General features: G+C 56.4%; 12 protein-coding genes. 5 read left to right on the forward strand and 7 right to left on the reverse strand.

From position 1 onward, the window contains the following. The 4 genes from FJ146_17470 to FJ146_17485 all read right to left on the reverse strand — a co-directional run. Positions 1–1081 (reverse strand): ATP-grasp domain-containing protein (locus FJ146_17470; protein ID MBM4253759.1); only part of this gene is annotated, 1081 nt, incomplete at its 3' end. A 53-nt stretch (positions 1082–1134) separates the two neighbouring features. Then, positions 1135–1632 carry an acetyl-CoA carboxylase biotin carboxyl carrier protein gene (locus FJ146_17475; GenBank protein MBM4253760.1) on the reverse strand — a complete coding sequence of 166 codons (498 nt, stop codon included), beginning with the start codon at positions 1630–1632 and terminating at the stop codon, positions 1135–1137. Positions 1633–1634: 2 nt separating this feature from the next. Beyond that, positions 1635–2195 (reverse strand): elongation factor P, encoded by a 561-nt coding sequence (gene efp, locus FJ146_17480; protein MBM4253761.1) that lies wholly within the window; start codon positions 2193–2195, stop codon positions 1635–1637. A gap of 91 nt (positions 2196–2286) precedes the next feature. Next, positions 2287–3069, reverse strand: coding sequence for a hypothetical protein (locus tag FJ146_17485; GenBank protein MBM4253762.1), 783 nt, complete (start codon positions 3067–3069; stop codon positions 2287–2289). A gap of 12 nt (positions 3070–3081) precedes the next feature. Between FJ146_17485 and FJ146_17490 the strand changes: the two genes are divergently transcribed. The 4 genes from FJ146_17490 to FJ146_17505 are packed head-to-tail and all read left to right on the forward strand — an operon-like array spanning position 3082 to position 7322. Beyond that, positions 3082–4563: an alpha/beta fold hydrolase gene (locus FJ146_17490; GenBank protein MBM4253763.1), complete on the forward strand. Its 1482-nt coding sequence runs from the start codon at positions 3082–3084 to the stop codon at positions 4561–4563. Between the two features lie 50 nt (positions 4564–4613). Continuing rightward, positions 4614–5015 carry a hypothetical protein gene (locus FJ146_17495; GenBank protein MBM4253764.1) on the forward strand — a complete coding sequence of 134 codons (402 nt, stop codon included), beginning with the start codon at positions 4614–4616 and terminating at the stop codon, positions 5013–5015. Continuing rightward, positions 5012–6670: a putative pyridoxal-dependent aspartate 1-decarboxylase gene (panP, locus tag FJ146_17500; GenBank protein ID MBM4253765.1), complete on the forward strand. Its 1659-nt coding sequence runs from the start codon at positions 5012–5014 to the stop codon at positions 6668–6670. Before FJ146_17495 ends, panP begins: the two co-directional genes overlap by 4 nt. A gap of 22 nt (positions 6671–6692) precedes the next feature. Then, positions 6693–7322, forward strand: coding sequence for an aminodeoxychorismate/anthranilate synthase component II (locus tag FJ146_17505; protein ID MBM4253766.1), 630 nt, complete (start codon positions 6693–6695; stop codon positions 7320–7322). Here FJ146_17505 and FJ146_17510 read toward each other — a convergent pair. Together FJ146_17510 and FJ146_17515 are read right to left on the reverse strand one after the other, a co-directional pair. Next, on the reverse strand, positions 7302–9170 hold the full coding sequence (locus FJ146_17510) for a UbiD family decarboxylase (protein ID MBM4253767.1): 1869 nt from the start codon (positions 9168–9170) through the stop codon (positions 7302–7304). The two genes, FJ146_17505 and FJ146_17510, sit on opposite strands and share 21 nt — an antisense overlap. Positions 9171–9189: 19 nt before the next feature. Next, positions 9190–10533 (reverse strand): amidohydrolase family protein, encoded by a 1344-nt coding sequence (locus FJ146_17515; GenBank protein ID MBM4253768.1) that lies wholly within the window; start codon positions 10531–10533, stop codon positions 9190–9192. A 264-nt stretch (positions 10534–10797) separates the two neighbouring features. Here FJ146_17515 and FJ146_17520 point away from each other — a divergent pair, with 264 nt between their 5' ends. Beyond that, a complete protein-coding gene (locus tag FJ146_17520) occupies positions 10798–11808 on the forward strand; it encodes a diguanylate cyclase (GenBank protein MBM4253769.1) in 1011 nt (336 codons plus the stop codon). An 82-nt stretch (positions 11809–11890) separates the two neighbouring features. Here the strand turns inward: FJ146_17520 and FJ146_17525 are convergent, their stop codons facing one another. Further along, a complete protein-coding gene (locus tag FJ146_17525; GenBank protein ID MBM4253770.1) occupies positions 11891–13627 on the reverse strand; it encodes a hypothetical protein in 1737 nt (578 codons plus the stop codon). Positions 13628–13671 lie beyond the last annotated feature (44 nt).

The following is a 13671-nucleotide window of genomic DNA, read 5'->3' on the forward strand; positions in this document are numbered from 1 at the left end:
CGCCTGGCTCGTGGTAAGCCGTCACCTTGCCCGGCCAAGGGGCAAAGCTGCTTGGATCCTCAGCGTTGATGCGACACTCCATCGCATGCCCCGTCAGCTTGATGCTCGCTGGGTCGAACGACAGCTTCTCACCACGGGCGATCCGAATCTGCTCCTTGACGAGATCGATACCGGTCACCTCTTCTGTCACAGTGTGCTCGACCTGGACGCGGGTATTCACTTCCATGAAGTAGAACTGACCGTCTTCATCCAAAAGAAACTCGGCGGTACCGAGGGAGACATAACCCACGGCCTTAGCTAGCCTGATGGCAGCCTCGCCGATACGACTGCGCAGCTCCGGGGTCATCACGGGGCTGGGCGACTCTTCCACCAACTTTTGATGCCGCCGCTGAATCGAACAATCACGCTCACCGAGGTGGGCATAGTTGCCGTGCTTGTCGGCCACCAGCTGGATCTCGATGTGTCGGGGACGCGCACAGTATCGCTCAATAAAGCAGTCGGGATTACCGAATCCCGCTTGGGCCTCAGCTTGAGCAAGCTGAAACTGACGCACCAGCTCCTCAGGCTTATTCACCACCTTCATTCCCCGACCACCGCCGCCGGCTGCTGCCTTGATGATCATGGGGTAGCCGATTTCCTTGGCCAGCTCGAGGGCCTCTTCTTCCGACCGCACCACACCCTTGCTACCGGGTAGCATGGGGACCTTTGCTTTTAGAGCCAAAGCGCGGGCCTCGACTTTGTTGCCGAGGGCGTGGATATGCTCAGGGTCTGGGCCGATGAAGTTGATTTTGTACTCACGGCAGATCCGGGCAAAGTCAGCATTCTCCGACAGGAAACCGTAGCCGGGATGTACTGCATCTGCACCTGAGATCTCTACCGCACTCATCACGGCGGGGATCCGCAGGTAACTCTGCACGCTCGGCCCGGGGCCGATACAGATGCTCTCGTCAGCTAATTTAGCATGGAGCGAGTCACGATCCACCGTCGAGTGGATCGCCACGGTTTTCAGCCCAAGCTCACGACAAGCCCTGATGATCCGCACGGCGATCTCGCCGCGGTTGGCAATGAGTACTTTCTTCATCGGTGCCCTTATTCCAACTCGACGTGTTCCAACTCGATCTAATGCGACTCGATTTATTCCAGCACGAACAACGGTTGGTCGAATTCCACAGGCTGCTCGTTGTCGACCAAGATCTCCTTGATGACACCGTCAAACTCAGCCTCGATTTCGTTCATCAACTTCATCGCTTCAATGATACAAAGGGTGTCGCCCTTTTTAACTCGCTTGCCGATATCAACAAAGGCATCAGAGCCAGGCGACGGCGAGCGGTAGAAGGTGCCGACGAACGGTGATTTGAGCAACCGCCCGGAAATCACCGGCGCAGGCTTAGCAGCCGGAGTAGCTGCGGGAGTGGCTGGCGAGACGCTGGCCACGGGAGCGCCGTAAGCTGGCGGTGTCACGAAGGCCTGTTGCGCCGCGAGCGGCAGACCTGCGCCGAATCCGTGCGTTAACGGAGCTCCTGGCGCCGTGGCGGTAACGCTGATCCGTAGATTTTCATCCTCAACTTCAAGCTGATGAATACCGTGACGACGCACCAGCTCAATCACCTTCTCAAGCTGATCCAGCTTCATTGTTACCTCACCTTTTCCACGTACTCGCCAGTACGGGTGTCAATTTTAAGAATGTGGCCCTCAGCAATGTGGAACGGTACAGTCACCACGAGACCAGTCTCCATGGTCGCCGGCTTACCGCCGCCGCCGGAGGTGTCACCTTTAATGTTAGGCTGCGTCTCACGCACGGTGAGCTCGACAAAGTTGGGCAGTGCAACGGAAACCGGCTTGCCCTTGTAGTAGGTCACGTTCACGACGCTGTTCTCAATGATGTAGTCCTTGGCATCACCGATCTCGTCATTGGTGAGCTGCACCTGGTCGTAGCTCTGCTGATCCATAAAGGTGTAGCTCTCGCCATCGTTGTAGAGATACTGCATAGCCTTAGTCTGCACGTCCGGGATGCCGACCTTCTCGCCGGATTTGAAGGTGGCTTCAATGACGCGGCCAGTCTCGAGATTTTTCAGTTTGGTGCGTGTGAAAGCCGCGCCTTTGCCCGGGTTGACGTGCTGAAACTCGACAATCGTCCAAGCCTGGTCCTTGAATTCGATCTGCACGCCTTTTTTAAAGTCAGTGGTTGAGTACATGCGCTAGCCTCTTTAACAAACTGAAAACATTAAATGAATGCTAATTCTTCCCGTAAATTGCAGGAGAGAGTAGCTGCCTTTCGCAGGAAATTCAACCGTCCTCACTCGTGGCCTTAAGGACTGGACGCAATTTACCGTGATGCAAAGGTGCAGCCATCCCATCTGCATGGGAAGACGACACCTCAGTATGCCTCAGGATGCGCCGAAGCACACCGCGAAATCGACCTAGGTCGACAAAGCGCTGCCGCTGAATGCCCTCACCGGGGCTACGGATCGGTCCGCCGCCGGTAGCGTGCACGATGTCACCCCTGATGATCGGCCCCTGACCAAAGTCGACGCGCTGGCCGGGAGCACCCACCCCCACCCCTAAGTTGACGTGCTGGGGATAAAGCTTTTCAAGGAGCACCACATGACCGTCGTAAACCAAGAGATCCCCAGGTTGCGCGCGGGCTGGATCATCGCCCATGTCGACCAGGTGGTAGCGCCGCCTTAGGGTATCGGCCGCGAGGCTCAGCATCCGGGCCGTCTCGAGATATGGATAGGGAATTCCGGCGGTCGTGTAGACTAAAGCCGTAAAGTGACTGCAATCGATGCTGCATGCATTGCAGGCTGGGCATTCCCTGAGGCGAGCCTTTGGCGCAGGACGACGCGCGCTGAGGCAGTCATTGCAGCTATTACAGGCGGCGCTGTCACCAACCTGCTTGCCGCCATAGACGTACGACACCTGCGCCTCGTCGAGCAGGGCGGCAGCAGTTTTAACGAGCGTCTGGCGCATCGCGTCGGGAGTCGGCTTGGCTGAGGCCGCAGTAACTGTAGCCCCCCAGCTCAGATGTGCGGCAAGCCACAACCGCACTGCCCATGTTATAATCAACATACTATCTCCTAATTGCCGCTGGGCCGCTCTGCGGCCTCGCGTCCTCCCCCTCGCCTACTTTCGTCCCACACAACTTGGGCAAAGACCATCTTGAACGCACCTCAGCATACCAAACAAGTTCGTGCTGTGCTTGCCATTGAGGCAACAATACTGGCCGTATTATTTCTTGCCGCATTTGTATTTTGGAAACACATCTGCGGCAGCTCGCTCGACTCTTGTTTAGCCGGTGATCCGCTACCGCGCGTCCTCACCTTTATTTTACTGTCGGCGGTACGCCCTTTCATTTTCACACCGCTTGCCTTTCTGGCGATCTTAGGCGGTAAGACTTTCGGCATATGGACAGGTGCCTTGCTGACTGCAGTGGGCAGTGTGCTCTCGTGCCTCGCGGTCTTTGCCATCAGCAAAACTGCTGGCCAGCGCTACGCTAAGCCGTGGCTCCGCGCCAATCTACCCGCGACTTTTAAGTTCCTGCGCTCGCAGGATTACAAGATTGTTTTTGCTGCCCGCCTCCTGCCGATTCTGCCCTTTGATGTTATGAGCTTCCTCTTTGGGGCTCTCGATTTTCGCCTGCGCAGCGTCGCTCTTTTCAGCTTCCTCGGCGTCCTGCCTGAGGCCTATCTTTATGCCAAGCTCGTCGATCCAGCTGAAACGGCGTTAGGCTCCACCGTAGCGCTCCTGGAATTAGTGGCCGTAAGCATCATTGCCCCATTGCTCGTATTTGAATACATCAGCCGCAAAAACGGTTCCAGTATGTGGCAACGCCTCAAAGCCGTGATGGCGGAGATTCGCTACGAGGCCAGGGTCAATAACGACATCGTCAAACAGCACAAATTTGATCCGGATAAAACGCCGGTGTTGCTGCTGTACGGTTTTTTCTCGTCTCGTCGCACCATGACGCAGCTCGAGCGCCTCTTGTCGGAGCGCGGGTTTCAAGTGATGTCGTTTAATCTGGGTGGCCTGCTGGGGACTTTTTTCACGGCAGATATCATCGAGACGGCTAACTTCATCGACTACAAAATCAAGCGCCAGTGTGAGCGTTACGGGTTTCAGAAGATTCACATTGTCGCCCACTCCAAAGGCGGGCTCGTGGCCCTCTGGTGGGCCCTGAAACTCGGCGGCCATCTGCGCTGCGACAAGATCGTGACGATGGGTACCCCCTTCTGCGGTACCTGGCTCACCTATCTCGCTTTGGTGACGCCACTCGGACTCCTTTGGCGCGATGTCGGGCAGATGCGGCCCGGGTCCGACTTTCTGCGTGACCTTCATGAGGCATCCGTCCCGCCAAATCTAGGAATCAGCTGTATTTATTCGCGACGCGACCGGGTTGCCATCGGCGCCAAGGGGATATTTGTTCCGAGTGCACCGACATCTCAGGTAGAGGCCATTCCCGTGCATCACATAAGCCATTTTGAAATGCTCTATAGTCCTGAAATAGCGGACAAATTAGCCACCATTCTCAGCTCTGATGGGCCCAAGTCGGAGACGGCCGCTTGATAATAATCGCGTTCACCTCTAGTCTCTCCCGGCCGGAGGCCGCCCTGTCCATGAACGAAACTGTCGCTGCTAATCGCTTACTCATCGCCCGTGAGGACCGCAGTCCTTACAACGGACCAGTGCGCGTTTCTCTCGGGTTTGATCCTTGGCGCATCGTCTTGACCTTGCGAGGGCTAAATCTCTCGCGCACGGGGCTCTGCGCCCACTGGGCTACGGCATCTGCCGAGGCCAAACGCGAGCAGGCCGATGCCGAGTCGCTACTCGTGACTGGCGATACTTACGAGATGCAGCTGGATCACGACATGCCGCATTTACCGTCGCCTCTGGTACAGGGACGACTGCTGCGCAAGGCTCGCACCAATTCCGGGCTTGAACTAGCCTTTCACCTCGTCGATAGCGATGTCGGACTGCTAGGCCTGATCCATGAGATCAAGCAGGAAGCGTTGTCATGACTAAGCAGCTAAACCCGCCGAAGCATGCCGAGGCCACCCTCGAGACCATGCGCCGCGTGTTTACGTTGCCGGAAAACGAGCTATCGACGCTGAGCCGCCTTGACCGCGAAATTTCGGAAAATTTGCTCGGTTTCCTTACCGACCGCGTCGTCGCGGGTGATATTGCTCCGGCTAATTTAGAGCGTGATTTTCAAGACACCGCTCTGCCCGAGCACCCGCTGTTTGTGTCGGAGCAAGTGGACTTTATCCTCAACAAAGTCGTAGCGCAGTCGGTACGTACGGCATCGCCGAGCTTTGTCGGTCACATGACGTCATCGTTGCCGTATTTCATGTTCCCGTTGGCCAAGATCATGATGACGCTCAACCAAAACGTCGTGAAGATCGAGACGTCAAAGGCCTTCACGCCACTTGAGCGGCAAGTGATCGGCATCCTGCATCGCCTGGTCTATGACTTCGGTGACGAATTCTACGACAAATGGACGCAGAGTTTTCAGCAGTCGCTGGGAGTCTTTTGCTCCGGTGGCACGATCGCAAACGTCACAGGTCTCTGGGCGGCGCGCAATACTATGCTAGGTCCGCGTGGCGATTTTGCCGGCATACAAAAAGCCGGGCTAGTCTCGGCCCTAAGACACTACGAACTGGACGACATTGCCGTACTGATCTCGCGGCGCGGCCATTACTCGATGCGAAAGACGGCTGACCTACTGGGACTTGGTCACGATCAGCTGCACGTCGTCGACATCAATGCTAAACATCAAATTGAGATCGGTGCGCTGAGGAAAAAGATCGCCGCCTTGCGCCAGCAGCGCATCGGCGTGATGGCAATCGTCGGGATTGCCGGCGCTACCGAAACCGGCAGCGTCGATCCATTGGACGAGATGGCCGATGTGGCAGCTGAGGCGGGAGCCCACTTCCATGTCGATGCCGCTTGGGGTGGACCAACCTTGTTCTCGTCGCGCTATAAGCATTTACTGAAGGGCATCGAGCGTGCCGATTCCGTCACGATTGATGCGCATAAACAGCTTTACGTGCCTGTTGGCGCCGGTATGGTACTGTTTAAAAATCCGCAGTCACTCAGTGCCGTAGAACATCACGCCAATTACATCATCCGTCAGGGCTCGCGCGATATTGGCAAGCATACACTCGAGGGCACGCGTCCAGGTATGGCTATGCTTGTGCATTCGGCGCTGCATATTATTGGCAAAAAAGGCTACGAGCTGCTGATCGACCTTGGCATCGGCAAGGCCGGCCAGTTTGCCAAGATGATCAGAGCTACAAGTGACTTTGAGGTGATCACCGAGCCACAAACCAATATCCTCACCTACCGCTACGTACCGGCCGCGGCACGGCGCATCTTGGATAGCGGCACCGCCGCAGCGAAAGCGCAGGTTAACGAGATCCTTAGCGAGCTGACCGAATCGATCCAGAAGGATCAAAGAACAGCGGGCAAGACCTTTGTTTCACGTACCAGACTTGAGAGCGCAGCCTACGGTGGACAATTGCTCACCGTCCTGCGCGTGGTACTTGCCAACCCGCTGACGACGCGACAGATCCTGAGTGATATACTTGAGGAGCAGCGCGGCTACGGCGAAAAGCTGATGCACGCTGATCACGAGGACGGTTTCCTGGCAAAGATCGCGGGGATCACTGATTAAACGCGGGGGCGTGGCAAACCCGATGAACTTAAAAATCACCGCTCAGTCCAAAGTTAAAGATTCAAGGAGTAAACAAGTTGTCATGATCGACAACTACGACTCCTTTACCTTCAATCTGGTGCAATACCTGCAGGAACTAGGCGCCAACGTGTTCACCTGCCGCAATGACGCGCACACGGCAGACGAGCTCATCAAGATGCGCCCCGATGCCTTCATCCTGTCGCCAGGACCGTCTACACCAAACGAAGCTGGCGTCTGCCTAAGCCTCATCGGTGCAGCTGCGGCAGCGCGCATCCCCCTGCTCGGCGTCTGTCTAGGTCATCAGGCCATAGGCCAGGCCTTTGGCGGCAAAGTGATCCGCGCCGACCTCCCAGTCCACGGCAAGGTCGGCCACGTGCATCACCAACAGGGCGGCGTATTTCGTAACCTACCCAGTCCTTTTGCCGCGACGCGCTATCATTCCCTGATCGTCGAGCGCAGCACGCTCCCCGCAGAACTCGAAGTCACGGCCGCGCTAGAATCAGGCATGATCATGGGGCTTAGACACAAAAGTCGCCCCATCGAAGGCGTTCAGTTCCATCCGGAGAGTGTGCTCACCGAGCACGGTCGCCAGCTGCTCGCCAACTTCCTCTCACTCGATCACGCCGTGTAAGCTGCCACCCTTGGCACACATGGCATCGACGCGGCGCGTCACGGCAGGATCTTCGACCAGTGGCGGCGCATGATGTGGCTTGATGCGCGCATCAATCACTAGCGGTCCCTCGGCACCCCAATGCTTAAACTTGGTAAAGCTGCGGACACCGTGACAGTCGTGTGAAGGATTGCTGCGCGTAAAAGTGACCCAAAGAAAATTGTTTAGACTGCGCGCACAAAACTCGCTGTCGTCACAAAGCACTATGAGCACAACGTCACGCAAAAGATCAGCAGGTAGCGAGGCGAGATGCGCCAGCAATTTGTCACTAGACCCATCTGTCACACTGGTGAATTTAGGGCCGGAAACAGCGAGCACACCCGGCAAGACTAGCCGCACGTCGCTAAAGCCATCTGGCACTGATATGCCAGCAGACACCGATTTCGCTAATTGACGGCGCGGTGCGCCTGTCGCTGCGATCACTAGTTTGGAGCCTTGATTGAGACCCTCGCCCGAATAATCCAGCGTATCCATCGTGGTACGCGTCTGGAAATGCAGATCGCGTGTGAGATCGATGCGTTGCAACATGTAATTGAAGAACGCTTCGATATCATCAACTGCGGGAGCTGCACTGTCGTTGCCATCAATGACAAATAGATACTTGGCAAGCGAGCACTGATTGAATCCGAGGATGGCGTTAGCCTGGGTCAGTAACTCTTGCGGCCCCGTGTCATGCGTCGAGCGATACGGTGTATAGCGCTCCGACCCAACGGCGAGCAGCAGCGGATGCACACCAGCCGCATCAACAGCATGCAGTGCCTTCACGCCAGGGAGCGACACCGGCACCATCGGACCAGTGATCTCGTGAATGAGCTCACCAAAGGTCGTATCCTCCTGCGGTGGTCTACCAACCACAGTAAATGGCCACATCGCATCACGGCGATGATAGACTGCCTCCACCTTCATCACGGGGAAATCGTGGGTCAAACTATAGTAGCCCAGATGGTCGCCAAATGGCCCCTCCGGCTTGGTCGTGCCTGTGATCGTCCCGACGATACAGAAATCCGCATCAGCACTGATGAGATGACCATTATGGAGCGCGTAGCGAAAGCGCCGCCCCGCCAACATCCCGGCGAAGATCAGCTCTGATAGTCCCTCTGGCAGCGGCATCACCGCCGCGACCGCGTGCGCTGGATGACCACCGACCATGATGCTGACGCGTAGTGGTTCGCCGCGCGCCGCCGCCTTCGTGTGGTGAATCCCCATGCCTCGGTGGATCTGGTAGTGGAGACCGACCTCTTGATCGGGGATAAACTGATTGCCCGCTAGCTGCACCCGGTACATGCCGACATTGGCGGCCATCGGCCCCGGGCGATCCGGATCCTGCGACAGCACCTGCGGCAGGGTAATATAGGGGCCACCGTCCATGGGCCAACTCTTCACTGCCGGCAGCCGGCTAAGCGTCGTTTGGCACTGCATCGTGGGCGCTCGCGCCGGCGAGACGCGCCGCGGGAGCGACGTGAGTCCGGCAAAAGGGAGACGTAGGTAAACACCAGGATGCTTGGCGAGGCCCCGCGGGATTCCGCGGACGAAGTCGGCCGGATCGGCCTTAATGCGCACCGCCTGACGCACGAGCTCAAGCGTGTCCCTGAAGATAAATTTGGCTCGGTCCATCGTCCCGAACAGGTTAGCCACGCATGGGAACTCCGTCCCCCGCACCCGTTCAAACAGCAGTGCCGGAGCGCCCTGTGCATAGGCGCGCCGCTGAATCTCGGCGATCTCAAGGTTGGGGGAAACCTCCTCGCGCACGCGCACTAGCTCCCCTACCCTCTCAAGATCCTCAACTGCGGCGCGTAGACCGTGGCTCAATGTGCCCTCTCAAACTGCTTCACTTGGTTGCTAAGGCGTCGACTCGCCGGTGAATCGCGGCGACCGCGGCCTCATATTCGGCCAAAAGTTGATCGGCATCAACCATTGTTGGCTTGCCGTTATAAAGGACAAAGCGCCCGTCCACCATGACGTGGCGGACGTTGCGGCTAGTATGGCTGTAGATAACGTTGGTGGTCAGCTTAGGCGACGGCTCCGTACTGAGGTCGCGGGCCAGGAAGACGATGTCGGCCGCCTTGCCCACGGCTAGGGAGCCGATTTTGCTGGCTAGACCGATTGCACGCGCTGGATTTTCTGTCGTCATGCTAAGGATAGCCTCGGGACTGCGATGCTCCTCGGGCACGCCGCGGTCCTGGGCCAATAGGGCCATAAGCCGCATCTCGGCCAGGAGATCTGCCGTATCGTTGCTGGCTGCAGCATCTGTCGCCAGGGCGATCGGCACGCCGGCCCGCATCAGATCGGCGATCGGCGCTAGCTGCTCGTAAATGATCTGCGACGCCGGGCAAATACCCGCGGTCACGCCCTGACCGCACAGGATCTTATGATCGTTGACCGTACTCGTGACGAGGTGCACCGCGAGAGTCAGATCAGTAAGCGCCCCGCACCGGTGCGCAAACTCGACCGGCGTACAGCCAGCCCGCTGCTGGACCCGCTGAAACTCACCTCGCGTCTGCGAGAGGTGCATGTGCAGAGGCAACTTCCTGTCTCGCGCAAAGGTCGCCAGTTCCGTCAGGAGGGCCTCCGAGCAGGTGTCGGCCGCATGCGGTGCCACCGAAGGCGTGATGCGCGACGAGTATGGCCAGGCGTCGATCAAGCGGCGCCACCGGTCCCAGCTCGCGCGTCCAGGAAAGGCGCCGCCTAAATCGGCCACAGTCTCGCCGACAACGCCCCGGACACCAAACCGTTCCATGGCCTGCGCAACACCCTCGCTAAAATAATAATGATCACTAAAACAGGTCACCCCTGCAACCAGACCCGCATAGATGTAGGAGAAACTGAGCGGTGCTAGAAGCTCAGGCGTGAGCGACTTTTCCGCCGGAAAAAAAAAGCGCTCGATCATTTCATCCTGACCATGACCCAGACCGCGAAAAAAACCCATCGCCACGTGCGTATGCGCATTGATCAGCCCAGGCATGCCGATGTAGCCTCGAGCGTCCACGGCAGTTAGGTTTTGATGCCGCCCCGAAACGACAGCGCTTGGACCAATCTCGGCAATCTGACCACCGCGCACCAAAATGCCACTATCAGGCAGCACCGTCCCTGGTTCGGTAATCAAAGTGAGACCAGTGATCAGAAGATCACCCGTCGGAGCAGCGGCCTGCGTGCCTAGTGTCGCGTGGTTCATGGATGCGCCTCTAACATAGGACTCTGATGCGTTGACTTTCCGGCGATGCTCTCATGAAGGCGGGTTGCTGTCTAGGCTTGAGGGATTATCTTTAAAAACCAAATTAAGATCCGTAATTTTGGCGACCTAAAGCTTCACAGCAACGCCCGTTTCAGAAGCACAGAAAAGATCCTCGGGCCAGCAGTATACCGCTCGGCTCAAATCCCTGACTCATGTACCGATAGCTAGAGGGTGGGAGTCGAGGACACCCAGAGGAGTCGTAGTATGAGCACCTTGATCGTAGAGTCATCTAAAACAGACAAGGACATTATTGAAAAGACACTCACGACGGCGGGCTACACGCAACTCACCTTTGTCTCGTCGAACGACGAATGCTTCGAGCGTCTGAGGATCACAAACACGCATGTCAGCGGCATGTACGGGCTGGACTACGAGCTGATCATCCTCGGCGGCGATACGGCTGACGACGTCCTTGAGCAATGCCGGCGCATTAAGCAGTCCTTCCACTACCACGACGTGCCAGTACTGGTGATCTCGACGGGCTCGGTCGCGGATCATGCGCCGATGGCCATCGCCTATGGGGCTTTCGACTACATGCGCAAGCCCTTTGTGGAGTTTGAATTTTTAGCGCGCGTACGCGCCGCGTTGCGCCTTAAACATGAAATCGATCGCCGCAAAGCGCGCGAGCGCGAGCTCATCGAAGCCACCCGCCAGCTCTCTGATCTCAACGCTATGCTGACGCGCCTATCTCTCATCGATGGACTCACTGGCGTCGCAAATCGCCGTAATTTTGATCGCGTGCTCGACAAAGAATGGCGGCGGGCATCCCGCAGTAAACACGAGATCTCGCTGCTGATGATCGACATCGATTACTTCAAAGCCTACAACGATCTCTACGGTCACCAAAGCGGTGATGAGTGTCTGCGCCAGGTCGCCGATATACTCCGCGATGCGCTGAGGCGTCCCGGTGACATGCTGTGCCGTTACGGCGGCGAAGAGTTTGGGGTGATCCTGCCTGAAACTGGACTTGAAGGAGCCAATAAAGTCGGAGAGAACCTGCGCCAAACGGTTAATGACGCAAAAATCTCGCACCGCGGCTCAAAGGTTGGCGAGTTTGTGACTCTCAGCGTGGGCGTCGCGAGTCTGATGCCCACTGGTACCATCAACTTCAAGCAGCTGATCGAAAACGCTGACAAAGCCCTCTACCAAGCAAAAGCAGCCGGGCGTAACCGCGTGACACCCTTCCACGACAAATCAGTAAAACAATCAGCGTGATCAAGTGAGTGGTGTAGATTGGCGGCTATTGCGCCAGGGGCGCTACTTTTAGTTTTAACTAGCACAACTAATAAACACGAAGTTATTTATGACAAAGCTCCTCGGTTCGGGCCTTCTCGCACAGAGTTTTGATTAAATCATCAAGTTTATGTTGCAGCTTTTCCACCTTATTTTCCAGCTCCTGCTTCTGTTCATGCTCCTCTTTCAAGGCTTCCACCATAGGAGCAATGAGTTGGCTATAGTTGACCGAGAGGTATCCATTCTCGTCGGCATCGACTACCTCCGGAAAGACCTTGACGAGATCTTGGGCGATAAATCCCATCACACGCTTTCTGGGGAAGTTTTCGTTTATCCAAGAATAACTGACCCCATCTAGCAAAAGTAGCCGCTGGAGCGGGCTCTCAAGGACCCGGATATCCTTTTTGAGACGCAGGTCCGAACCAGTGCGGAACCCTGATGCGTCGATCCAACCGATTTGAGTGCCATTGGCGTAGAACTTAAAAAACGCGGCGGAATTAAACCACAAGACCGAACTCGAGATGCCGAGGCCATAACTGCTGTTGGCGTTGCCACTATCGTAGAGCATGAGTTGATAACTGCTATAACTTCCTCCGGGACCATCGCTGCTGACGTTGTTGGCGATTGCTAATTTGGCGTTCGGGTTGGTCGTGCCGATTCCGACGTTGCCACTTGTGTCAACGACAAGTTTGGCGCCGCCACCAGGATTATATTTTCCTATCACGAACTTGTCGGGATTATTCCATCCGCCAACGCCGGCATCCCAGCCGCCATCAGCTGAATAATAGCCGATTGTTGAGCTCGTGCCCGTAGACTTGATCCTTACTTCGCCGTATCCGATGCTAGCCGTGTCAACCTGCAGCTTAGCTCCTGGCGCCGTCGTCCCAATCCCGACGTTGCCGGCTTGAGTTATCCGCATTGCTTCGACAGCCGATCCACCGTTTGCTCTAGGCGAAAATGCAAGATGAACGCCATAACTTCCAGAATCAATAGGGCTAATAACGGCAGGGGAAACAGATGAATTGGCGACATCTAAATTAATCGAGCCTTTTACTTCCAAGGCGGCAGTAGGATTTGCTGTCCCAATGCCGACGTTGCCGCCAGTATCTTGCAGGATAACCCTTCCAGTCGATGCTGCGGATCGCCAATAGATATCGCCAGTGGAACCCCAGTGGACAACGGAGGTATTACTGCCGATGTTCGGCGCGCTAAAAGCCGCGGTATTAGCGGAGCTCGCACCGGTTCCGGAGCCATTGACCCACAGTGGGGCACTTGGAGTGGTGGTGCCGATCCCGACGTTGCCGGCATTGTAATATCCGCTGGTGCCGTTTTGCAGCCATTGGGCTGCGGGGCCTTTTGCAAAATTGAAAGTCTGCCCCCTAGCGGCAAGCTGCGAAATGCTGTATGCGCCGGTAACGCAATCCCAGATGCTCCACCCCGAATTGTTAGCGTAAGCTCCAGCAAGTGTGTAATTGATGTACGAACCAGCTACGTAGTACTGGACATTGGTACCACTGTTGACGTGACCCAAGAGATATGCAAACTCAGTAGCGCCGTTATAATTGCAACTAATCGCATCTGGCCAACCACTTAGCATGGTATTGTTGGTGCCAGCAGTTACTGCCGCACTAGTCTGCGTGGTCCCATCCGGAAAAACAATGCCTCCAGTGGTGGATTGAATTTTGCCAGCCACGGTAAGCATATTGGACGGCGCTGTCGTCCCAATCCCGTCTGTAGGAAAGCAAGTGAAAAAACAATACGCATCCTTGCCGCTCAATTTTTTGCTAGCAGCCAACGCCACGAGTTATCACGAGCATCACTCTAGGGATTTTTCTCTGCTTGTTT

Source organism: Deltaproteobacteria bacterium, assembly GCA_016874735.1.
In the GTDB taxonomy this organism is placed as follows: Bacteria; Bdellovibrionota_B; Oligoflexia; order Oligoflexales; family CAIYRB01; genus CAIYRB01.

Coding starts and splice junctions, on each gene's coding strand:
- FJ146_17475 (MBM4253760.1), bottom strand. CDS start 1,632: ATGAAGCTGGATCAGCTTGAGAAGGTGATTGAGCTGGTGCGTCGTCAC.
- efp (MBM4253761.1), bottom strand. CDS start 2,195: ATGTACTCAACCACTGACTTTAAAAAAGGCGTGCAGATCGAATTCAAG.
- FJ146_17485 (MBM4253762.1), bottom strand. CDS start 3,069: ATGTTGATTATAACATGGGCAGTGCGGTTGTGGCTTGCCGCACATCTG.
- FJ146_17495 (MBM4253764.1), top strand. CDS start 4,614: ATGAACGAAACTGTCGCTGCTAATCGCTTACTCATCGCCCGTGAGGAC.
- panP (MBM4253765.1), top strand. CDS start 5,012: ATGACTAAGCAGCTAAACCCGCCGAAGCATGCCGAGGCCACCCTCGAG.
- FJ146_17505 (MBM4253766.1), top strand. CDS start 6,693: ATGAACTTAAAAATCACCGCTCAGTCCAAAGTTAAAGATTCAAGGAGT.
- FJ146_17515 (MBM4253768.1), bottom strand. CDS start 10,533: ATGAACCACGCGACACTAGGCACGCAGGCCGCTGCTCCGACGGGTGAT.
- FJ146_17520 (MBM4253769.1), top strand. CDS start 10,798: ATGAGCACCTTGATCGTAGAGTCATCTAAAACAGACAAGGACATTATT.